The organism is Streptomyces sp. NPDC003023, assembly GCF_042888225.1.
Taxonomy (GTDB): domain Bacteria; phylum Actinomycetota; class Actinomycetes; order Streptomycetales; family Streptomycetaceae; genus Streptomyces.
The window spans coordinates 983,396-1,003,854 of sequence record NZ_JBIAPL010000001.1 but is presented as its reverse complement, the minus strand read 5'-3'; the positions used below and the strand labels follow the sequence as shown (position 1 = coordinate 1,003,854).

Annotated in this window: 18 protein-coding genes; 9 read left to right on the top strand and 9 right to left on the bottom strand. The window is 72.9% G+C overall.

Translation table 11 applies throughout. The features are described 5' to 3' along the window. Positions 1–6: 6 nt before the first annotated feature. Positions 7–483, top strand: coding sequence for a hypothetical protein (locus ACFYV1_RS04175; protein WP_389393785.1), 477 nt, complete (start codon positions 7–9; stop codon positions 481–483). 99 nt (positions 484–582) lie between these two features. Here the strand turns inward: ACFYV1_RS04175 and ACFYV1_RS04170 are convergent, their stop codons facing one another. Both ACFYV1_RS04170 and ACFYV1_RS04165 read right to left on the bottom strand, forming a co-directional pair. Beyond that, positions 583–2,877 (bottom strand): hypothetical protein, encoded by a 2,295-nt coding sequence (locus ACFYV1_RS04170; RefSeq protein ID WP_389393784.1) that lies wholly within the window; start codon positions 2,875–2,877, stop codon positions 583–585. A 231-nt stretch (positions 2,878–3,108) separates the two neighbouring features. Continuing rightward, complete coding sequence (locus ACFYV1_RS04165; RefSeq protein WP_389393783.1) at positions 3,109–3,411, bottom strand: 4a-hydroxytetrahydrobiopterin dehydratase; 303 nt, start codon at positions 3,409–3,411, stop codon at positions 3,109–3,111. A gap of 101 nt (positions 3,412–3,512) precedes the next feature. Here ACFYV1_RS04165 and ACFYV1_RS04160 point away from each other — a divergent pair, with 101 nt between their 5' ends. Then, complete coding sequence (locus ACFYV1_RS04160; protein ID WP_389393782.1) at positions 3,513–4,019, top strand: FBP domain-containing protein; 507 nt, start codon at positions 3,513–3,515, stop codon at positions 4,017–4,019. 20 nt (positions 4,020–4,039) lie between these two features. On the opposite strand, the gene ACFYV1_RS04155 is transcribed toward ACFYV1_RS04160, so the two are convergent. Next, positions 4,040–5,581, bottom strand: coding sequence for an ATP-dependent DNA ligase (locus ACFYV1_RS04155; RefSeq protein ID WP_389393781.1), 1,542 nt, complete (start codon positions 5,579–5,581; stop codon positions 4,040–4,042). A gap of 184 nt (positions 5,582–5,765) precedes the next feature. On the opposite strand from ACFYV1_RS04155, the gene ACFYV1_RS04150 reads away from it, so the two are divergent. From ACFYV1_RS04150 to ACFYV1_RS04140, 3 genes are all read left to right on the top strand, one after another. Then, complete coding sequence (locus ACFYV1_RS04150) at positions 5,766–6,821, top strand: phosphatidylinositol-specific phospholipase C domain-containing protein (RefSeq protein WP_389393780.1); 1,056 nt, start codon at positions 5,766–5,768, stop codon at positions 6,819–6,821. 538 nt (positions 6,822–7,359) lie between these two features. Beyond that, positions 7,360–7,779, top strand: a complete 420-nt coding sequence (locus ACFYV1_RS04145; protein WP_389393779.1) for an SsgA family sporulation/cell division regulator — start codon at positions 7,360–7,362, stop codon at positions 7,777–7,779. A 53-nt stretch (positions 7,780–7,832) separates the two neighbouring features. Continuing rightward, the gene (locus tag ACFYV1_RS04140; RefSeq protein ID WP_389393778.1) at positions 7,833–8,645 is read left to right on the top strand and encodes a helix-turn-helix domain-containing protein; all 813 of its coding nucleotides are present in this window, start codon (positions 7,833–7,835) and stop codon (positions 8,643–8,645) included. Here ACFYV1_RS04140 and ACFYV1_RS04135 read toward each other — a convergent pair. The 4 genes from ACFYV1_RS04135 to ACFYV1_RS04120 form a co-directional block, all read right to left on the bottom strand. Further along, complete coding sequence (locus ACFYV1_RS04135) at positions 8,635–9,054, bottom strand: hypothetical protein (RefSeq protein ID WP_389393777.1); 420 nt, start codon at positions 9,052–9,054, stop codon at positions 8,635–8,637. The genes ACFYV1_RS04140 and ACFYV1_RS04135 overlap by 11 nt on opposite strands. Before the next feature lie 133 nt (positions 9,055–9,187). Beyond that, positions 9,188–10,258 carry a zinc-dependent alcohol dehydrogenase family protein gene (locus ACFYV1_RS04130; RefSeq protein ID WP_389393776.1) on the bottom strand — a complete coding sequence of 357 codons (1,071 nt, stop codon included), beginning with the start codon at positions 10,256–10,258 and terminating at the stop codon, positions 9,188–9,190. A gap of 17 nt (positions 10,259–10,275) precedes the next feature. Continuing rightward, positions 10,276–11,607: an amino acid permease gene (locus ACFYV1_RS04125; RefSeq protein ID WP_389393775.1), complete on the bottom strand. Its 1,332-nt coding sequence runs from the start codon at positions 11,605–11,607 to the stop codon at positions 10,276–10,278. 78 nt (positions 11,608–11,685) lie between these two features. Further along, positions 11,686–13,809 carry a phage holin family protein gene (locus ACFYV1_RS04120; protein WP_389393774.1) on the bottom strand — a complete coding sequence of 708 codons (2,124 nt, stop codon included), beginning with the start codon at positions 13,807–13,809 and terminating at the stop codon, positions 11,686–11,688. A 143-nt stretch (positions 13,810–13,952) separates the two neighbouring features. Here ACFYV1_RS04120 and ACFYV1_RS04115 point away from each other — a divergent pair, with 143 nt between their 5' ends. Continuing rightward, positions 13,953–14,735 (top strand): MBL fold metallo-hydrolase, encoded by a 783-nt coding sequence (locus tag ACFYV1_RS04115; protein ID WP_389393773.1) that lies wholly within the window; start codon positions 13,953–13,955, stop codon positions 14,733–14,735. Continuing rightward, entirely contained in the window at positions 14,732–15,397 is a 666-nt protein-coding gene (locus ACFYV1_RS04110; protein WP_389393772.1) for a DedA family protein, read from the top strand. Before ACFYV1_RS04115 ends, ACFYV1_RS04110 begins: the two co-directional genes overlap by 4 nt. Here ACFYV1_RS04110 and ACFYV1_RS04105 read toward each other — a convergent pair. Beyond that, positions 15,377–16,408, bottom strand: a complete 1,032-nt coding sequence (locus ACFYV1_RS04105; RefSeq protein WP_389393771.1) for an MBL fold metallo-hydrolase — start codon at positions 16,406–16,408, stop codon at positions 15,377–15,379. The genes ACFYV1_RS04110 and ACFYV1_RS04105 overlap by 21 nt on opposite strands. Positions 16,409–16,465: 57 nt before the next feature. After that, complete coding sequence (locus tag ACFYV1_RS04100) at positions 16,466–17,683, bottom strand: aminotransferase class I/II-fold pyridoxal phosphate-dependent enzyme (RefSeq protein ID WP_389393770.1); 1,218 nt, start codon at positions 17,681–17,683, stop codon at positions 16,466–16,468. Positions 17,684–17,984: 301 nt separating this feature from the next. On the opposite strand from ACFYV1_RS04100, the gene ACFYV1_RS04095 reads away from it, so the two are divergent. Both ACFYV1_RS04095 and ACFYV1_RS04090 read left to right on the top strand, forming a co-directional pair. Next, positions 17,985–19,487 (top strand): bifunctional phosphatase PAP2/diacylglycerol kinase family protein, encoded by a 1,503-nt coding sequence (locus tag ACFYV1_RS04095; RefSeq protein WP_389393769.1) that lies wholly within the window; start codon positions 17,985–17,987, stop codon positions 19,485–19,487. 119 nt (positions 19,488–19,606) lie between these two features. Next, on the top strand, positions 19,607–20,416 hold the full coding sequence (locus ACFYV1_RS04090) for a class I SAM-dependent methyltransferase (RefSeq protein ID WP_389393768.1): 810 nt from the start codon (positions 19,607–19,609) through the stop codon (positions 20,414–20,416). The last annotated feature ends 43 nt before the right edge of the window (positions 20,417–20,459 follow it).

The following is a 20,459-nucleotide window of genomic DNA, read 5'->3' as shown; positions in this document are numbered from 1 at the left end:
GCACGCATGGCTTTCAAGGAGAAGTACCTGTGGTCGCTGCCGTCCGTCGAGCTGGGCGGTCGGTGGGTCAAGCGCTACCACGTCACGGCCGACCCGGCCGGCATCGCGCCGGACGTCGAGAAGGCGGCGTACGCGATCCTGCCCGAGCTGCTGCCGGAGCCGGACGGCACGCCGCCTGCGACGTTCGTCGTCCTCCACAGGGGAGGAGACGACGGCGCCTACCTCAACGCGTACAGCTGGGTGTGGGACAACGTGCTGCACTTCGGCGGGGCGGCGGCCGGGCAGCCCGTGCTCGGGTGCCTTGACCGCGACCCGTCGCACTTCGTGCGCCTGGAGCGGTCATGGATCGGCTGCGTGTGGGAGCTGCCGCCGATTCGGCACGAGCGCGAGGCGTGGGTGCGCCACATGCTCGCCGGTGAGCGGCCCGATCTCGACGCCTATCTCGCCGATTCGCTTCCCGACGGCACCACCGGAGACCGCTGATGACCACCCGGAACACGCGGACCGCACAGACCTCCCCGGCCACCGGGCCGCCCACTGCGGCCCCCGGCCGGACCCCGTTCGGGAGCCGGCCGGTCATGGTCAGGAGACGTGGTTGTACGACACCGTGCCGGTCCCGACGCCTGCCCGGGTGGAGACGCGGGGCTTGAACGGGGCCCGCCAGTCGCCCGTACCCGCGTAGAAGTACGCGGTGTTCGACGACGTCCGGACGTACAGGTCGGGGCGGCCGTCCTTGTTGCCGTCGTCGATGCCGACGAGGTCGGCGTACACGTTCCAGCCCGCGCCGACCTTGACGCGGGGCGCGTAGGTGCCGTCGCCGTAGCCGAGGTAGAGCCAGAGGGCGCCTTCCTCGTCACGGGCGACGAGGTCACCGGCGGGCAGGCCCGCGATGTTGCCGGTGGCGGTGAGCCGGTCGTAGACGTCCCAGCCCCAGCCGATCTTCCTGCGGGCCTCGTAGGGAGTGGTGACGACGCCCGTGCCCTTGTACAGGTACAGGTCACCGGCCTTGTCGACGGCGACCAGGTCCGGCCGGCCGTCGCCGGTCAGGTCGCTGCCGCCCGTGATCTGCGGGTAGACCTCCCAGCGGAAGCCGATCTTCACGCGCGACTCGAACGGCGGCCGGCTCGGGTCTCCCGTGCCCTGGTGGAGCCACAGGTCACCGTTCTTGTCGCGGGCGATCGTGTCGGCCGCGTTCGAGCCCGCGAAGTCGCCGACGGACTCGATGAGATCGTAGGTGTCCCAGCCCCGCTGACCGGTGATGTTGACGTCCAGGGGGACGAGCTGCCCCGACGCGTCGTCCCAGCGCGTGTCGATCCGGTCGAGGTAGCCGTTCGCGTCCCGTGCGAAGAGGTCGGGCGAGCCGTTGTCGGAGTCGTCGTGCGCCTTGGGGGTGCGGGCCACCGTGAAGGTGCCGGTGGCGGTGGCGGAGGGCATCCCGTTCCACGGCGTGGCGGTCACCTTCCACTCGTAGGCGCCGTTGGGGGCGGCCTTGGCTTCCTGCTCCCCGACCTCGGCGGCCCAGTCGAGGCCGATGTGGCCGTCCGGGTAGGTTCCGGTGCCGCCGGGCTCGGCCGAGGGGTGGACGAGCCGGCGGAACGTCTCCCCCGTCGCCGTGCTCGTGAGTTCGGCCCACAGGTCCGTCTCGGTCGTGGAGAACTTCCACGTCAGCGGGGTCCGCGCGACACCGTCGAGGTTGACGACGGCCGGAGTGCCGCTGCTCACGTACGAGATGGGGGTGACGCCGTCGGCGGGCTCGCCGGTGGACGCGATCAGCTCGGCGGCCGGCCTGCCGTCCGCGCCGATCGCGACCCGGTAGACGCCTTCGCCGTGGGCGGCGGTGACGCCGAGGACGAGGAGGTTCCCGTCGGTGCCCGTGGTCACGCTCTTGGCGTGGTCGAGAAGCTTGACGCTCGTCCCGTCCGTGAGCGAGCGGGCCGTGAACTCGTGCCAGGGGGTGGCGTTGCCCGTCGTGGCTCCGAAGGCGAACCAGTCGCCCAGCAGACCGCCGACGAGCTGCGCCTGGCCGTCGGGGCCGAGCGGGGTCCGCGTGACCTCTGCCTGGCCGCGTACCGCCGTGGCGAGCACGGTCACGCCGTCCGTCGCCTCCGTCCACGCGACACGGTTCGCGGAGAGGAACGAGTACGACGGATGGGAAGGGGCGCCGGCAGCCCTCTGGTAGCTCTCGACGACCCGGGCGGTGGCGAGGTCGACGACCCCCAGTGCCTCGAGGTCGTGGGAGCCGAGGCCCGCGAGGGCGGCATCCGGCAGGTTTTGGGACTTCTGCCAGCCGTAGGTCGCGGTGGTGTCACTGACCACCTTGCGGACGGAAGCCTTCCCTCCGTCCACGTCGACCAGCTTGAGCGTGGCACCGCCGTCGCTCCACACCAGGAGCGTCGAACCCACGGCGCCCGACACATAGCCGTAGGTCTCGGGCGTCGCGAGCAGATCCACGGTGACAGGTGCGGCGCCGGTCGCCATGTCGTAGAGCTTCACCGACTCGGTGTAGGGACGCTGGGCCGCGTTCCTCGCGACCACCACGATGTCCGAGCCGGGTCCGGAGCCGTGGACCTGCTCGTATTCGCCCGTCCCGATGACCGTGGAGACCCCGTCCGCGTGCCGGCTCCAGCGACTCGTGCCGTCGTTGTCCCGGGACAGGAAGCCGGTGGCTCCCGCGCCGAGGAGCTCGCCCCCCGAGGCCAGGAAGGGCACCGGGACCGGCGGGTCGGACGCGGCGGGCCGGGCCACGGCGGCAGGTGCCGCTGCGGCCGGGACGGCGGACGCGGCCGGGGCGGCGGACGCGGCCGGGGCGGTGAGCGGCGAGGCCGCAAGGGCGGCGAGCGCGATCCCCACCGACACCGAGAGCTGTCGACGTGACAAAGCAGTACGCAAGACGAGTTCCCCCCCAACTGGGCATGTATCCCTTTCGACTTCCGCTGCTGCCGAAGGGTTGTACGACCAGCCGGTCGGGGCTGAGAAGCCGTCAGGGGGCAGTCCACGGGCGGGCCGGCCTCGACGATGCGGGCGCCACGTTGCGGGCGGCGCCCGCGACCGGGCCCGGCGGCACATGGTCGAGCATGTGCGGAGCATGCCCGAGCCGTGCGGGCCCGGTCAGCCCGCCCCGTGCCCGGCAGCGAGCTGCTCGACGCGCTCGGCCAGCCGGAAGTCCCTTTCCGTGAGGGCGTTCACGTCGTGGGACTGAACGGTCAGGGCGACCGTGTTGTAGCCGAGGGTCAGCTCGGAGTGGTGGTTCAGTTCCTCCTGGACCTGGGCGATGTGCACGACCATCGCGGTCGCCGCGAAATGCGAGTCGAGGCGGTAGGAGCGGGCGATCCTGTCGCCCTCGAGGGACCAGCCGGGAAGCTCCCGGAGCCGGTCCTCGATCTCCTTCTGCGACAGCGGCTCTGTGGGCATGGTCGATCCTTCCGGGGAGGGGGCGGCGGACGGGGACACCATAGAACCGATGCCCTTAAATCGGGTGCCTGCACCGGGTGGCGCTGTGTACGTTCCACCAAGTGGAACCACTGACCGACAAACAGATCCGCGCGTGCTTCGTGAACTGCTCGAAGGGCGACGCCACACGCATGCGCCTGCCCGCCGACTTCGCCGACCTTCCCTGGGAGGACCTGGACTTCCTCGGCTGGGTCGATCCGGGAGCCCCGCTCAAGGCGCATCTGGTGCTGCCGCGGGAGGACGGTCCGGTCGGCATCACCCTGCGGGTCCCGTCCGTCGGGCGGACCAGTGCCGTGAAGTCGAGCATGTGCCAGGTGTGTCTCACCGCGCACGCCTCCTCCGGGGTGAAGCTGTTCGCCGCCCCGCTGGCGGGTTCGGCGGGCCGGGAGGGCAACACGGTCGGCACGTACCTGTGCGCGGATCTGGCCTGCTCGCTGTACGTCCGGGGCATGCGGCAGCCGAAGCTGCGGCACGGTCGCCCCGAGGAGAACCTCACGCCCGAGGACCGGATCGTCCGGCTGACGGAGAACCTGTCGGCCTTCGCGGACAAGGTGCTGGGCCTGCGCTGAGCGGCACCGGCCGCGCGGGGTCAGCGTCCGGCGGCGGCCAGTACCTGCTCGATGGTGTCGGCCTCCGCGGCGGACTTGTCCGGCCGGTGGCGCAGCACCCGCGCGAAGCGCAGAGCGACACCGGCCGGGTAACGGCTGGAGCGCTGGAGCCCGTCGTAGGCGATCTCCACGACGAGTTCCGGCCGGACCCGCACCGTGAAGCCGTCGTCGTCGACGGCGAGCTCTTGAAGCATGTCGGTCTGCCGGCGCAGCATCTCGTCGGTGAGTCCCTTGAAGGTCTTGCCGAGCATCACGAAACCGCCGTCGTCCGCGCGGGCGCCGAGGTGGAGGTTGGAGAGCAGTCCGGTGCGCCGGCCGTGTCCCCATTCGACGGCCAGTACCACGAGGTCGAGGGTGTGCACGGGTTTGACCTTCAGCCATGAGCGGCCGCGGCGCCCCGCGCTGTACGGCGCCTCCAGTGCTTTGACCAGGACGCCCTCGTGGCCGCGTTCCAGGGTCGCGGTGAAGAACTCCTCCGCGGCGGCCACCTGTTCGGGCGAGGACGGGTCGTCGACCACGGCGCGCCGTACCCTGGTCGGCTCGGGCACGAGCCGGGCGAGGATCGCGTGCCGTTCGTGGCCGGGCCGGTCGAGGACGGGTTCCCCGTCGGCGGCGAGGACGTCGAAGTACACGGGGTACAGGGGCAGAGCGGCTCCGGCCGCATCGACGTCGAGGCGGGATCCGACGCGCGAGGCGATGTCCTGGAACGGGACGGGTCTGCCGTCGGCGGCCATCGCGATGACCTCGCCGTCGAGGATGAACCGGTCGCCGGCCATCTCCCGTGTCCGCTGGGCGACTTCCGGCAGCCGGTCGGTGATGTCGGCGAGGGACCTGGTGTAGATCCGGACATCGGTTCCGGCGCGGTGCACCTGCACGCGGATGCCGTCGAGCTTCTCCTCGACGACGCAGGCGACGCCGAGCGCCCGGACGGCTTCGGTCACGGACTTGGCGGTGTGGGCGAGCATCGGCTGCACCGGGCTGCCGACACGCAGCCCGAACTGTTCGAGCGCTGCCGGACCCGCCGCGAGGAGCGCCGCCGCGACGCGCGGCAACGAGCCCTCGAGCATGACGGCGCGGCGTACATCCGCGGCGGGCGCGCCCGCGGCCTTCGCGACGGCTTCCAGCGCGACGGCGTCCAGGGCTCCCTGGCGCACCTCGCCGGTGAGGAGCCGCAGCAGGAACTGCTGCTCCGGCGCGGTGGCGGCGGACATCAGCCGGTGCAGCCGGTCGCGGCGTTCGGCCTGGGAGCCGGGGCCCGAGACCGCGGCGAGGGCCGTGAGCGCGGCGTCGGTCTCACCGACGGTGAGGGCGGGTGTGTCGGCGGGCGGTACGGGTTCCCTCAGCAGGCTCCAGCCGATTCCGATGCGGCCCTGGGGCACGCGTCCGGCGAGGTAGGAGATGACGAGGGCCACGTCCTCGGCCCAGGCCTCCGCGAACAGTTCCGCCAGCGCGGCGATCTTCCGCGAGCGGGCCGAGGTGGCGGCCACCTCGCGGGACACTTCGGCGACTCGGGCGAGCAGCATGCGGCCATCGTGCCCCGGCCGGGCGGCCCGCGCACCCCGGCCCAGGTCGTGAGGGGCCGCCTGCCGGCGGCGTTTCCCGCGTGTACCGCCGGTTCGCAACGGCCGGGTGCAGTCTTCCCACGGTTCATTCAACTTTCCTAATCTTCCGTCGACTTGACCACCCGACGCCAAGACAGGGGCCCCCATGGGCAGGTTTTCACGCGCCGCCGCGACGGCGATCGTCGCAGCCGGACTGCTCTGTGTCGCACTCGCTCCGGCGCGGGCGTCCACCACCGGGGCGGACACGGGGCAGCTGCCCTACTCCGCCACGACCGGGGTGGGCGTCCACAACGCCTACGAGAAGTCGAAGTACCCGTACTTCGCGGACGCGCTCGACTCGGGCGCGGGCATGCTCGAGATCGACGTGTGGACCAACGCCTTCGGCAGGTCGTGGCGGGTCTCGCACAGCAATCCGCTGGGGAACGACAACAACTGCGTGAACGCCGCGAGCGCCGCCGAGCTGCGCGCCAAGGCGCGCGACCAGGATCTCGCGGGCTGTCTGGCCGACATGCGGGCCTGGCACGACGCGCATCCCGGCCACCGGCCGATCCTGATCAAGATGGAGCTCAAGGACGGCTTCCAGGGGGCCCGCGGCCGCGGTCCGGCGGGGCTGGACGCACTGCTGACCGCGCGGCTCGGCGACGCCCTGTACCGTCCGGCGGACCTGGCCGGTGGCCATGGGGACCTGGACACGGCCGTACGGGCGGACGGCTGGCCGGCCCGGTCGGCGCTGGCGGGGAAGTTCGTGGTCGAGCTGATACCGGGCACGGTCGAGGAGGACAACCCGTTCGATTCCCTGTGGACCGACCGGGAGTACGCGACGCATCTGCGCGACCTCGGGGCGGCGGGCCGTCTCGGCGAGGCGGGAGCGTTCCCGGCGGTGCACCACGCGGCGGCCGGTGACCCGCGCGGCCGGTACGCGGACGCCTCGATCAGGCCCTGGTTCGTCGTGTTCGACGGCGACGCGGGGGCCTACGCGAGCGGCTCGATCGACACCGCCTGGTACGACCGGAACCACTACCTCGTCGTCATGACCGACGCGCACGGCGTCGCGCCGGCGATCGACGGGACGAACCCGACGGAGCAGCAGGCCCGTGATCGGGTCTCGCTACTGGCGGGCAGGCACGCGAGCGTGGTGTCGGCCGACTGGTATCCCCTGCCGTCGGTGCTGGGCTCAGTGGTCGTGCGGGGCGGTCAGTAGTCCGCACGGGCGGACACCGCGCCTCCGGGGCCCGTGACCCGGAGTAACGCGTGTCACAGCGGGCACCGGGGATTCCGCGGAACCCCCAACGATGGTTTATCGTTCATCTATACGTGGTCGTGGATGGGACGGCACCCCTGAGCCGCATATTTCGCCCTCAGGAGAGATCGTCCGACTGAAGCCCCGTGGGAGCGCTCCGCCGAGAGGCGACCGTCATCCGCGCCCACACCCCTTGACCGCCCCGGCCGGAAACCCCCGTCCGGCCGGGGCACCCTCCGTGGCCGACACGCACACTCCCAGTGCGTCGCGCGCGGCCGCCGTGCGCGCACCCGCTTCGCCGCTACCCATCCGTAACCAGGCCCGCATCCCATTTGCGCGCATATGTGTGGGCGCAAAACTCTAGCCATCCTGGCGCAATCGTTTCAGTCTTGGTGATGCAGGTCACACGCGCCATCGGCGTCGCTCGTGCAGGCCTCTGCCTGCCCCGCCGACGTACGTGCACGAGGAGCGGAACCGCACAGCAGCAGAGGAGCGAGCGATGTCATCGACCATCGAGCAATCCGTACGGGCGCGCCTCATCAGCGATTCGCCCCACTCCATGGCCGTGCCGGTCGTCCTGCTCTACAGCGACACCGACCCGTTCGCCGTCCGCATGGCGTTCCCCCCGGAGGCCTGCCTGAACGACACCGGCGTGACCTGGACCTTCGCCCGCGGCCTCCTCGACGCCGGTCTGCGCTCGCCGTCCGGCGACGGCGACGTGCACATCTGGCCCTGCGGGCGTGTGCAGACCATGGTCGAGCTGCGGTCCCCGGAGGGGGTCGCGCTGCTCCAGCTCGACACGGCGAGCCTGCGCCGGTTCCTCGTCCGGTCCTACGCGACCGTGCCGGCCGGCAACGAGGCGGCCGCCCTGGACATCGACCGGGCGCTGGCGGCACTGCTGGGCAATGCGAGAGGGTGACGGCCGGGCCGGGGCGGGAACTGGAGCGCACGGGGCCGTATTACGGTCTGGCTATGACAACTGTCGCGTTCGGTAACGGGGTTGGGCCACTGCTGCGCGAGTGGCGCGAGCGGCGGCGGATCAGCCAGCTCGAACTGTCCCTGCGGGCCGGCTCCTCCGCCCGCCACATCAGCTTTGTCGAGACGGGCCGATCGCGCCCCAGCGAGGACATGGTCCTGCGGCTCGCCGACCATCTCGACGTCCCGGTGAGGGAACGCAACTCCCTGCTGCTGGCGGCGGGTTACGCGCCCCGGTATGCCGAGACCCCGCTGGACGACCCGGCGATGGACGGCCTGCGCGAGGGCATGGAGCGGCTGCTGCAGGGCTATGAGCCCTATCCGGCCCTCGTCGTCGACGGCACCTATCACGTGCTCGCCGCCAACCGCGGCCTCGCGATGCTGCTCGACGGGCTGCCCGAGCATCTGCTCGAGCCGCCGCTGAACGCCATGCGGATCACCCTGCACCCCGAGGGCCTCGCCCCCCGGATCCGCAATCTGCGGGAGTGGCGGGGCCATCTGCTGGAGCAGATGGAACGGCAGATCGCGCTGGCCCGTTCCGAGGCGCTGCGCAGGCTGTACGACGAGGTCGCCGCCTACCCGCTGCCGCACAACGCGGTCGACGACGGGAGCGTGGCGGCGGACGGAGCCCCGTACCCGTACTTCGCCCTGCCGCTGAGGATCGAGCACGCGGGCCGGACGCTGTCCTTCGTGTCGTCGATCTCGACCTTCAACACGCCCATGGACGTGACCGTCGCCGAGATGGCCATCGAGACGCTCCTCCCGGCCGACCCGGCGACGGTGAAGTACCTGCAGTCCCTCATGCCGTAGTGACGGAGCGCAGGGCCGACCACTGCAGGGCGGCGAAGCCGGCGACGGTCAGTGCCTGCAGGACCGTCCAGACCGCGCCGACGGCGGTCGGGTCGAGCCACAGCACCGGCGCGGCGACGCTGACGAGGGACCAGGCGATGTTGATGTCGACGACGAGCGTGACACCGGCCCGCGGGGGCCGGGCACGGCCGGCGAGAAGGCCGACGGCCAGCGCGTAGACGACGAGGAACACGCCGAGGCCGACCAGAAGCGTGCTGTCGATGCCGAGCAGCCGGCCCAGCGGTCCCGACACCGCGGCGTACGCCAGGCCGTTGGCTCCGGTGACGACGGCGTCGGCCGCGAGGAAGCGGCGCAGCATGGTCTGCGGCTCGGTGGTGCGGGAGATTCCTGCGAGTAGCGTCGTGGACATGGCGGATCAACCTCCGTCGAGGGGCGGGCCGGTCGTGGACCCGGAACCCGGACGGAGTGCGCCGCCCGGGGCCCGGTACGCACAGACTGCCGCGTGGCCCGCGGGCCGTCGATTACGCCTGACGTAATGACCGTCAGGCGCCCGGGGTGATCACGGTGACCCCGGTGCCCGGTGCGGTGCCGAGCGCCATCAGGGCGTCCGGCACGTCGTCCAGGCCGATCTCCTTCGTGACCAGCAGATCCGGCCGCAGCATCCCGGACGCGACCATGGCCATCATCTCCGGGTAGGCGTGTGCGGCCATGCCGTGGCTGCCGAGGATCTCCAGTTCGAGTGCGACGACCCGGTCCATCGGCAGATGGGCCCCGGCGGGAAGCAGCCCGACCTGTACGTGGCGGCCCTGCCGGCGCAGACTCCGCACGGAGTTGGCGCACGTCACGGGCGCTCCCAGGGCGTCCAGCGAGAGGTGGGCGCCGCCGTCGGTCGCATCGCGCACGGTTGCCCCGACCCCGACCCCGGCCCTGCCCTCGCCCTCGCCCTCGCCGTCGCCGAGCGCAGAGGCGTCCAGGCAGACCTCCGCGCCGAAGGCGCGGGCGAGCTCCAGCGCGCCTGGTGACACGTCCACGGCGACGACCCGTGCCCCGCAGGCGGCGGCGATCATCACCGCGGAGAGGCCCACTCCCCCGCAGCCGTGCACGGCGACCCACTCCCCCGGCCGCACCCGTCCCTGGCCGACGACGGCACGGAAGGCGGTGGCGAAGCGGCAGCCGAGTCCGGCGGCGGTGGTGAACCGCATGGCGTCCGGCAGGGCCACGAGGTTGGTGTCGGCATGGCGCAGGGGGACGTACTCGGCGAAGGAGCCCCAGTGGGTGAAGCCGGGCTGCTCCTGGCGTTCGCACACCTGCTGTGCGCCCCGGACGCAGGCGGCGCAGCGCCCGCAGGCGCAGATGAACGGCACGGTGACGCGGTCGCCGGGGTTCCAGCGGGTCACGTCCGCGCCCACCTCGTGGACGACGCCCGCGAGTTCGTGGCCGGGGACGTGCGGCGTGGTGATGCCGGAGTCGTGGCCCATCCAGCCGTGCCAGTCGCTGCGGCACAGGCCGGTCGCCTCGACCCGGACGACGACGCCGTCCCGCGACGGCCGGGGGTCCGGGACCTCGCGTACCTCGGGCCGCTTGCCGAAATCGTCGAAAACCACCGCGCGCACGTTCCGCTCTCCCTGTCCTAGGCGGCCCTGGTCCTTCTGGCCGACATCCAGGCGTACACCAGGACACCGGCGAAGAGGAAGAGCACGCCCTGGTACACCGCGGCGTAGCCGGAGCCCGCGACCAGCCACATGGAGAACGCGAAGGCGGCGAAGGCGAGGACCGCGTCGCGTACGAGGCGACCGCGGTGCACACGGTGCGCCTGCCCGGACAGCAGGTAATAGATCTGCGCGGCGGTGGCGAGCAGATACGGCACGGTGGCGGTGAAGGTCGTGACGAGGACGAGGATCTCGAAGACCCGCTGGGTGCCGGCCGTGTAGTTGTAGACGGTCAGCAGTGAGGCGAGGACGACGGTCACGAGCACGCCCACGGTGGGCACACCGCGCCGCTTGGTGGCGAACACCTGGGGGAACAGTCCGTCCTTCGCCGCCGCGTAGGGGGTCTGCGCGCTGAGCAGTGTCCAGCCGTTCAGCGCGCCGACCATGGAGACCAGGGCCGCGCAGGCCACGGCCGTACCGCCCCAGGCGCCGCCGAACATCGAGTCGACCGCGTCGCTGAACGGGGCCGTGGAGCCGACCAGGTCGTCGTGGGCGACGGTGCCGAAGACGGCGAGCGTGCACAGGAGGTAGAGGCCCGCCGCCGCGGAGGTGCCGAGGACGGTGGCCCGGCCGACGTTGCGCGCGGGGTCGCGGACCTCGCCGGCGCTCACGGCCGCGGACTCGACGCCGAGGTAGCTGAAGAGCAGGATCGCGGCCGACGCGGAGACCGCGCCCGTCATGCTCTGGTCACCGGCGTGGAAGGGTCCGAGATTGGCGGTGTCGAAGAAGAAGAGCCCGCCGACGGCGACGAGCAGCAGTGGTACGAACTTGAGCACGGTGGAGACGAGCTGTACGGCACCGACGTAACGGGTGCCGGCCAGGTTGGCGAGCGCGGGCAGCCACTGCAGGACCAGCGCGGCGGTGATGGTGGCCGTCTTGGAGTCGTGGACCGGTATCAGCACGTCCAGGTAGCCGACGGCGGCGACGGCGAGGGCCGCGTTGGAGACCCAGGTGGTGATCCAGTACGACCAGGCGGCGAGGAAGCCGGCGAAGTCGCCGAACGCCTCGCGGGCGTAGACGTAGGGCCCTCCGGTCTTCGGGTGCCTCTGCGCGAGCCGGCCGAAGACCAGCGCGAGGGCGATCGCCCCGACGGTGAGCACCGCGAACGCGACGAGGCTGATCGTGCCGAAGGGGGCGACCGACGCGGGGAGCAGGAAGATGCCCCCGCCGATGATGTTGCCCATGACCAGAGCTGTCGCGATCGGCAGCCCGAAACTGCGGGCATGCCTGCTCTGTTCCTGTTGCGTGGTCATGGGGTGTGCTGCCTCTTCCGCGTGCGTGGCGATGTGGGGGACCGGGACATGTTCCGGCACGGCGGAAGCGGTACAAAATCACATGTTTTTGTCCGGCACGGCACCCCCGTCAACCGGAATTTCTTCTTCCGTTTCGCCTTCGGGCCGGGAAACGTCCACCGGCCCGATCGGCACCTGCGGCCCCTCGCCCTCCCGCAGCCACCGTCGCAGCACCTGATGCACCCGTTCCGCGCCGATCAGCTCGTCGCCGAAGGCGACCGGCGGCGACAGTTCGAACGGTGAGAGCAGGAACGCCTGCGACTGCTCCCCGCCGAGGCCGCCGTGCGAGCCGATCTGCTCCTCGAAGGCGTGCACCACACCCGTCGTCGGGTCGTACATCGAGTTGACCATGATGTCGGCGACGTGCGGGAACGAGTCGGTGCGGCGCACCGCGTCGGCCGCGCCGGGACCGAAGCCGGCCAGCGGTCCGTCGTCGTCCTTCAGGGCGTCGACGGGCAGCTCCGCCCCGTCGGCGCCGAGCACCACGGAGCCGTGCTCCTCACTGCGCACCAGCAGGAAGCCGATACCGGGGTGGTTGGCGAGCGTGCCGAGCAGCGCCGGGTGCCGGCGCCGGATCTCCTCGCGGCTCATGCGGTACGGCACGTCGGGGAACGAGATCAGGGCGAGGTTCCCGGAAGCCAGCACGATCGGGTCGGAGCCCGGCACCGGGCGCTCCTCCTCGCCGTCTCCGGCCGGCGGCCGGTGCAGCGCCGTCCGCAGCGCGTCGCGCGCCGCGTCACGAGCCTCGGCGCCGCTCCTGGACCGCTCCGCCCGCCGCGACACCGGCAGACCGCATCCCGCGCGCACCAGGTCCTTCAGCGTGAGCCCGTACGCCCCCTCGAAGGTGTCGCCCGGGCTCTGGCCGTGGTCGGAGAGCAGCACGATCCGGTAGGTGCGGGGCGCGTGCTCCGCGACCTTGGCGATCAGCGCGATCGAACGGTCCAGGCGCTCCAGCACCGCCTGCGCGTCCGCGCTGTGCGGCCCCGAGTGGTGCGCCACCTCGTCGTACGCGACCAGGTCCGCGTACACGGTCCGGCGACCGGCGAGCATGTCCCCCAGCACCGCGGCGACCACCACGTCCCGCTCCACGACCGTCGCGAAGGCCCGGATGAACGGGTACAGGCCGCCGCGGCCGACGCGCGGCGTGTCCCCGCGGAGCCTGGCACGGGTCGACTGGCCGATCTCGCGGCACACCTCCGCGACGAACGACAGTGCGGTGCGGACGGCGTTGGCGGGATCGGAGAAGTACGCGAAATAGCCCGCCCGGGAGCGGTTGGCCCTGCCGCGCCTCGCTGCCATCGACAGCACCAGAGCCAGCTGGTCCGCCCCGCCGCTGAACAGGTTGCCCCGGCTCGCGCCGTCGACGGTCAGCAGTCCGCCGTCACCGGTGTACTCGACGGCCCGCCGCTGCAGCCGGGCGGCGCTCGCCGGGCGGTTGCTGACCACGATCCGGCGGGTGTCCTTCTCGTACCAGCGGAACGCCGGCACGTCGTGGTTGGAACCGTGCAGGATGCCGAGCTGACTCGCGCCGGTCTGGCTCGACCAGTCGGTCCGCCAGGGCGTGAGCCGGTGCGTGGCGCCGGTCCAGCCGGCGACGGTCGGCATCACCCCGCGGTCGGCGGCGTCGCGCAGCACCCGGTGGCCGACGCCGTCGAGCTGCAGGAAGACCGTTCCCGGCGTACCCGTCCCGTCACCGGCCACCCCGCCGCGGCGGTGGGCCAGCCGGGAGAGCCTGCGCCGGTAGGCGTTGTCGTCGCGGACGGCGAGCGCGGTGGACGTGGCGGAGGCGACCGCGGACATCACGGCGGCGACCACCACCGCCGTCTCCGGGTCGGCCGTACCGCGTCCGTCGGGAATGAGCCACAGCGCGATGAGCAGCAGCGAACCGTTGAGAAAGAACACCAGCAGGCCCAGTACGAGCGCGGGTACGAGCAGCAGGGCACGCACGACGACCGGCCAGACCAGGCCGGTGAGCAGTCCGAACGCTCCCGCGCCCCACGCCGCCGTGATCCCGGTCCGTGTGACGCTGTCGCCGTCGTCCGACTGGAGCCGGAAGTCCGGCAGCAGCCCGGCCAGCGCGAGCATCGTCAGCGTCGACACCGCCCACACGACGGCCACGCGCACCAGAGCTCCGCCGGCCCTGCGCCACCGGCCTTCGACCACGCTTCCCTCACCTCACCTGTGAGCCGGTCTCCAGCGTGGCACAGCACCCGGGTCCGCCCGATCGATCCGATCGGTCAGGCCCGGGACCGTGTGCCGGCCCTTAGGCTCGTACGGTACGGGGATCCACAGCGAGGAGGCGTCGCGTGCCGGTGGAGGTCACCTGGTGGGGTCATGCCACCTGCACGATCGAGGACTCCGGGGTGCGGGTGCTGACCGACCCGCTGTTCGTGCGGCGGCTCGCCCATCTGCGCAGGCGCCGGGGTGAACTGCCGCCCGCGCAGGCCGCCGTCGCCGATGCAGTACTCGTCTCCCACCTGCACTCCGACCATCTGCACCTGGCGTCCCTCGCCCGGCTCGCGCCCGGCACACAGCTGATCGTGCCGCGCGGCGCCGTGCGTTCGGTGCCCGGTCTCGCCCGGCTGGCGCGCACGGCCGGGCTGCGGATCACAGAGGTCGTGCCGGGAGACCGGGTGCGGGTACGGGAGCTCCTCGTACGGGCCGTGCCCGCGAAGCACGACGGACGGCGGCTGCCGATCGGACCGCACCGCTCGCCGGCCCTCGGCTTCGTCGTCAGCGGCGAGTCGCACACGTATTTCGCGGGCGACACCGGGCTGTTCGACTCGATGGCCGACGAGGTCGGCCCCGTCGACATGGCGCTGCTGCCGGTCGGCGGCTGGGGCCCCTTCCTGGGGCACGGCCATCTGGACGCGGGCCGCGCGGCGCAGGCGGCGGCCGCTCTCGCCCCGCGGGCCGCGGTGCCCGTGCACTACGGCACGTACTGGCCGATCGGGATGGACGGCGTGCGGCCTCACGAGTTCTACGCGCCCGGCGACGAGTTCGCGCGCAAGGCGGCCCGGCTGGCACCCGAGGTGACGGTGCACCGGCTCGGGCACTGCGAGCGGATCGGACCGGAGGACACCCTGTGAGGGCACAGCCCGCCGACGCGCTCGGCCAGTTGTCCGAGCTGGTCCGGCAGCTCCCACCGGAGTCGACCCAGCAGGCGGTCGGCTACCCGTCGCTGTTCCTGCTGGTGGCCCTCGGGGCGCTGGTGCCGGTGGTGCCGACCGGCGCGGTGGTGAGTTCCGCCGCCGTGGTGGCCTTCCATCAGACGGCGCCGCTCGCGTTGCTGTTCGTCTTCCTCGTCTCCTCTGCGGCCGCGTTCGCCGGCGACGTGGCCCTCTACTGGCTGGGGCGGCGCGGTGTCAGGTCCAGGAACGGCTCCCGCTGGCTCGCCGCCCTGCGCGAACGCGCCGCACCGGACCGGCTCGCCCAGGCGCAGCACAGACTCGACGAGCACGGAGTGACGGTGCTGGTGCTCTCCCGGCTGGTGCCGGCCGGGCGCATCCCGGTCATGCTGGCGTGTCTGCTGGCGAGGATGCCGCTGCGCCGCTTCGTACGCGGCGACGTCCCGGCCTGCCTGGCCTGGGCCGCGACGTACGGGCTGATCGGCATCCTGGGCGGCTCGCTGTTCGCCGAGCCGTGGCAGGGCGTCGTCGCGGCGGTCGTACTGACCGTGCTCATCAGCGGGGCACCGGCCGTGTGGCGCAGGGTCCGCGCGCTCGGCGGCTCAGGCGGCCAGCACGCGTGACCCGCCGACCGGCAGGTCCCACAGTTCCTCGCGGGGACGTCCGGTGCGCTCCCACGCGGTGTGGAGCCGTCGCAGCGGCTCCATCACCGGCTCCGCCGAGAGCACGAACGTCGCCCAGTGCATCGGCGCCATGTTCCTCGCCCCCAGGTCGGTGAAGGCACGCACCGCCTCCTCGGGGTCGGTGTGCACGTCCCTGAGCCACCAGCGCGGGGCGTACGCGCCGATGGGGAGCAGCGCGACGTCGAGGCCGGGGTGCCGGCGGCCGATCTCCCCGAACCAGTGGCCGTAGCCGGTGTCGCCCGCGAAGTGGACGGACCGGCCTCCGCCGTCGGTGAGCACCCAGCCGCCCCACAGTGAGCGGCAGGTGTCGAGCAGGGTGCGCCTGGACCAGTGGTGCGCCGGCACGAAGTCGAACCGTACGCCGCCGAGTTCCGCGCCCTCCCACCAGTCGAGTTCGGTGACGTGCGCGAACCTGCGGCGCTTGAACCAGCGCCCCAGGCCCGCCGGGACGAACAGCGGTGTGTGCCGGGGCAGCCGCCGAAGGGTGGGCGCGTCCAGATGGTCGAAGTGGTTGTGGCTGATGACCACCGCGTCGACGGGCGGCAGGTCCTCCCAGCGGACACCGACGGGGGTGACCCGAACCGGGGTGCCGAGGATACGGCGCGACCAGACGGGGTCGGTCAGGACGGTCAGCCCGCCGACGCGCAGGATCCAGCTCGCGTGGCCGGCCCAGGTCACCGCGACGGTCCGCGCGTCCACCTCGGGCAGCGGGCCGGGTTCGAACGGCAGGGCGGGGATGTCCCGCAGGCCGTCCGGTCCCGGCCGCACCGCGCCTTCCGTGGCGAACCTGGCCATGGCGCGCACCCCGGGGAGCGGGGCGGTCAGGCGGTCGGCGAAGGACCGGGGCCAGGTGCGCTGCCCGTTCAGCGGACGGGTACGCGATCCGGACCGCGGGGGGCCTGCCGCCGCCCGTGAGGTGGTCTCTGGCGGTCGCTGCGTCTGTTCCGTCATCGGGGCCTCCGATCCGTCGTGACGTCGTCCCGTCCCTGGCATCCGTCTCGGGGCGCCTCAGCGCAGGTCGTCGAAGACCGATCCGAGCCGCTCCAAGGCACCCGCCACATGGGGCAGTTCCAGCGGTGCGGGTGAGGTGAGCGACTCGAGCCGCTCCTCCGCCGTGGCCCCCAGGAAGGGAGCGGTGTCCAGCCGTACGTGCAGGGCCCCCAGTTCGTCGCCGAACCGGTGGCCGCCGGGCACCGGCATGTCCAGGCGCTCGGTCAGATGGTCCTCGAGTTCCATGGAGTCACCGACGCCGAGCTCGGCGAGACGGCCGCGCAGCGGCCCCAGGTCCGCGTACAGATGACGGCCCGCCTGCGGGGGCCGGGAGACCGCGCCGGCCTTCAGCACCAGATGGTGCACGGCGGCCGCGACCTGCGCGTGGAGCGCGGCGGCGCCCGCCGCCCGCTCGGCGACGTCCGGCGGCTCGTCGAGCGCGTGCGCCGCGGCCGCGGCGACCGGAACGGGGACGACGGCGCCCAGGGCGGTGAGGATGTCCAGGGTCCGGGCGCGCCTTGCCTCGCCCTGCTCGCTCTCCGGGAAGCGCGCGATCGCGATCGGCCAGGAGGTGGGGGTGAGCGCGCCCGCCAGATCGCTGATGACGGTGACGTCCTGCGGGTACATCTCGGCGGGGCTGACCAGCACCGTCTCGTGCGGCTCGTGCACCGTGTCGCGCCAGGTCTCGTCGCTGACGATGTGCAAACCCTCGCCGAGCGCCGCCTCGCACGCCTCGCGCACGGTCTCCGGCGGGGCGACGGTCGCGGTCGGATCGTCGGCTACGGACAGCAGCAGCAGTCGCGGCCGTCCGCCCTCCGCGCGGACCCGGCGCACGGTCTCCAGCAGAGCGAACGGGTCGGGGACGCCACCGCACTCCGCGGGAACCGGCACGTGGTAGGCGGGCCGGCCCAGCAGCCGCACCTGCGGGGTCCACCAGGCGGGGCACGGACGGGGCATCAGCACGTCGCCGTCGTACGCGCCGAGCAGCGCGAACAGCAGCGACTGGGCGCCCGACGCGGCGACGACCTCTTCGGGGTGGGTGCGCAGCCCGCGCCGCCACCAGTAGCCGACCGCCGCCTCGCGCAGCAGGGGTCCACCGCCGGGCGGCTCGCCCGCCGAGACCCCGGCGGCCGCGGCGAGGATGTCGCTCAGCACGGGCAGCACGGGCAGTCCCGCTTCGGGGGCCGGCGGCCCGTACCGCACTGGTCCGCGGCCCTCCGCGTCGCTCCCCGCCATACCGCCCACCTCCGCCGCTCGCATGCCGGGTCGTGTGCCCGGTCACAAGCCCTTTATACGAAGGATCGCCGCGCCCCGCCGCGCGGGTCGCACCGCACGGCGCCGCCACGGGACAGGGGCGCACCACGCGGGACGGCCACCGCTGCGCGGGGCCGCTCCCCCGCCCCTCCCCTGCGGCCCGGCGGCCGTGGAGGACGTCCCGTGCCGGGCCGGGCGACTCCCGTGTCCGGGTCCCCCGCCGCGAACACCCCACGCCCCGACGGGCGGCGTGGCCGGACGTGGCAGAGGGTAGGCGCGGACCATGTCTGACGCCCATGTGCAAGCAAAACAGTCGCTCCACGGCCGGCTCACCGCGCTGTTCGGCGCCTGGGACCGGCAGCTCCATCACACCGTGGCGACGAGGGAGTGGCCGGGAGCGGAGCCGGTGCTGCCGAAGCTGAGCCGCAGCGCCAACCACGGGCTGCTCTGGTTCGGTACGGCCGCCGGTATCGCCGTGCTGGGACGGGGCGCCCGCTCGCGCCGGGCGGCCGTCCGGGGCGTCGCCTCCCTCGCCGTCGCCTCCGCCGTGATCAACACCGTCGGCAAGCGGTCCGTGCGCAGGGCGCGGCCGCTCCTCGACGCCGTGCCGGTGATACGGCAGTTGAAGCGGCAGCCGTTCACCACGTCGTTCCCCTCCGGGCACGCCGCTTCCGCCGCGGCGTTCGCGACCGGTGTCGCCCTGGAGTCGAAGGGGTGGGGCGCGGTCGTCGCGCCCGTCGCCGCGTCCGTCGCGTTCTCACGTGTCTACACGGGCGTGCACTATCCGAGCGACGTGCTCGCCGGCGCGGCGCTCGGCGTGGGTGCCGCGCTCGCGGTGCGGGGCGCCGTGCCGACGAGGTCGCAGCTGCCGTCGCCGGGCACGCCCCACGCCGACGCGCCTGCGCTGCCCGGCGGCGAAGGCCTGGTGGTGATCGTCAACCGGGAGTCCGGCTCCGCCGACACGGCACGACTGGTACGGGAGGCGCTGCCGCTCGCCGAGGTGGTGGAGTGCGCCCCGGACGAACTGCGCGGAGAGTTGGAGAAGGCCGCGGGACGGGGACGCGCGCTGGGCATCGTCGGCGGGGACGGAACGGTCAACCGGGCCGCGGTGGTCGCGGCGGAGCGCGGCGTACCGCTGGCGGTCTTTCCCGGCGGCACGCTCAACCACTTCGCGTACGACCTGGGCATAGAGTCCGTCCACGACACCTCGCGCGCGCTGGCCGCCGGTGACGCGGTCCGGGTGGACCTGGGGCGGTTCACGCCCGGCCCGGACGGCAGCGGGGAGCCGGGCCACTTCCTCAACACCTTCAGCCTCGGCGTGTACCCGGAACTCGTGCGCGTCAGGGAGCGATGGTCGCCGCGGATCGGCGGCTGGCCCGCCGGGGTGCTGGCGGCGACGCGCGTACTGCGTGACGAGCAGCCGCTCGAGGCCGAAGTCCAGGGCAGGCGGCGCCCGATGTGGCTGCTGTTCGCCGGCAACGGCGTCTACAAGGGCGTCGGCCCGACACCTGGCCACCGGCACAACCTGGTGGACGGCCTGCTGGACGTCCGGGTGGTGCACGGCGGCCGGGCGCCGGGCCGGCGACTGCTGGGCGCGGCTCTGGCGGGCAAGCTGAACCGGTCGCCCGTCCACGCGACCCAGCGTCTGCGCCGGCTGCGCATCGGCGGCCTGGCGCCGGGCACGCTGCTGGCCTACGACGGCGAAGTCGCCGCCGCCCCCGAGGAGTTGGTGCTGGACAAGGTCACGGAGGCTCTCACCGTCTACCGTCCGCAGGCCCTGCTGTAGGCCCCGTTCCCGCAGGTCGGCCGAAGCCGATGCGGTGTCCATACAGCGAGAAACGGGTCTCGTATTACGGGATACCGGAGTACGGTCGGGGTCACTCACCTCAGCCGAAGGAGACGCCGATGCCGCAGGAGACCGCCGTCTACACCCACGGGCACCACGAATCCGTACTGCGCTCCCACACATGGCGCACCGCGGCCAACTCCGCGGCGTACCTGACCGGCGAACTCCGGCCCGGGCTCGACGTCCTGGACGTGGGCTGCGGGCCCGGCACGATCTCCGCCGACCTCGCCGAACTGGTCGCGCCGGGGCAGGTCACCGCCGTCGACGCGGCGGAGGACGTACTCGGCAGGGCACGCGAACACGCGGCGGGGCGCGGTCTGGACAACATCCGCTTCGCGGTCGCCGACGTCCACCGGCTGGACTTCCCCGACGACTCCTTCGACGTGGTCCATGCCCACCAGGTGCTCCAGCACGTCGGGGACCCCGTGCGGGCACTGCGCGAGATGCGGCGGGTGTGCCGGCCCGGCGGGGTCGTCGCGGCGCGCGACAGCGACTACGCCTCGTTCACCTGGTACCCCGAGAGCCCGGCACTGGACGAGTGGCTGGAGCTGTACGGACGCGTGGCCCGGTCCAACGGCGGCGAGCCCGACGCCGGCCGCCGGCTGCTCTCCTGGGCCCGCGCCGCCGGTTTCACCGACATCACACCGAGCGCGGCCGCGTGGTGCTTCGGCACACCGGCCGACCGCGCGTGGTGGAGCGGGCTGTGGGCCGACCGCACGGTCGCTTCGGGATACGCACGGCTCGCCGTGGACGGCGGCCACGCTTCACGGGAGCAGCTCGAAGCGATCTCCGCGGCGTGGCGCGCCTGGGGCGAGCACGGCGACGCGTGGTTCATGGTTCCGCACGGCGAGGTGCTCTGCCGGGTCTGATCCGCTTCCCACCCGCAATCGCCGCCGTGGCACCCGGGTGCCA

Bases quoted from the DNA above. Each gene is read 5' to 3' on its own strand.
- ACFYV1_RS04175 (WP_389393785.1), top strand. From the start codon at position 7: ATGGCTTTCAAGGAGAAGTACCTGTGGTCGCTGCCGTCCGTCGAGCTG.
- ACFYV1_RS04165 (WP_389393783.1), bottom strand. From the start codon at position 3,411: ATGCCCACAGAGCCGCTGTCGCAGAAGGAGATCGAGGACCGGCTCCGG.
- ACFYV1_RS04155 (WP_389393781.1), bottom strand. From the start codon at position 5,581: ATGCTGCTCGCCCGAGTCGCCGAAGTGTCCCGCGAGGTGGCCGCCACC.
- ACFYV1_RS04150 (WP_389393780.1), top strand. From the start codon at position 5,766: ATGGGCAGGTTTTCACGCGCCGCCGCGACGGCGATCGTCGCAGCCGGA.
- ACFYV1_RS04145 (WP_389393779.1), top strand. From the start codon at position 7,360: ATGTCATCGACCATCGAGCAATCCGTACGGGCGCGCCTCATCAGCGAT.
- ACFYV1_RS04140 (WP_389393778.1), top strand. From the start codon at position 7,833: ATGACAACTGTCGCGTTCGGTAACGGGGTTGGGCCACTGCTGCGCGAG.
- ACFYV1_RS04135 (WP_389393777.1), bottom strand. From the start codon at position 9,054: ATGTCCACGACGCTACTCGCAGGAATCTCCCGCACCACCGAGCCGCAG.
- ACFYV1_RS04125 (WP_389393775.1), bottom strand. From the start codon at position 11,607: ATGACCACGCAACAGGAACAGAGCAGGCATGCCCGCAGTTTCGGGCTG.
- ACFYV1_RS04105 (WP_389393771.1), bottom strand. From the start codon at position 16,408: ATGACGGAACAGACGCAGCGACCGCCAGAGACCACCTCACGGGCGGCG.
- ACFYV1_RS04100 (WP_389393770.1), bottom strand. From the start codon at position 17,683: ATGGCGGGGAGCGACGCGGAGGGCCGCGGACCAGTGCGGTACGGGCCG.
- ACFYV1_RS04095 (WP_389393769.1), top strand. From the start codon at position 17,985: ATGTCTGACGCCCATGTGCAAGCAAAACAGTCGCTCCACGGCCGGCTC.
- ACFYV1_RS04090 (WP_389393768.1), top strand. From the start codon at position 19,607: ATGCCGCAGGAGACCGCCGTCTACACCCACGGGCACCACGAATCCGTA.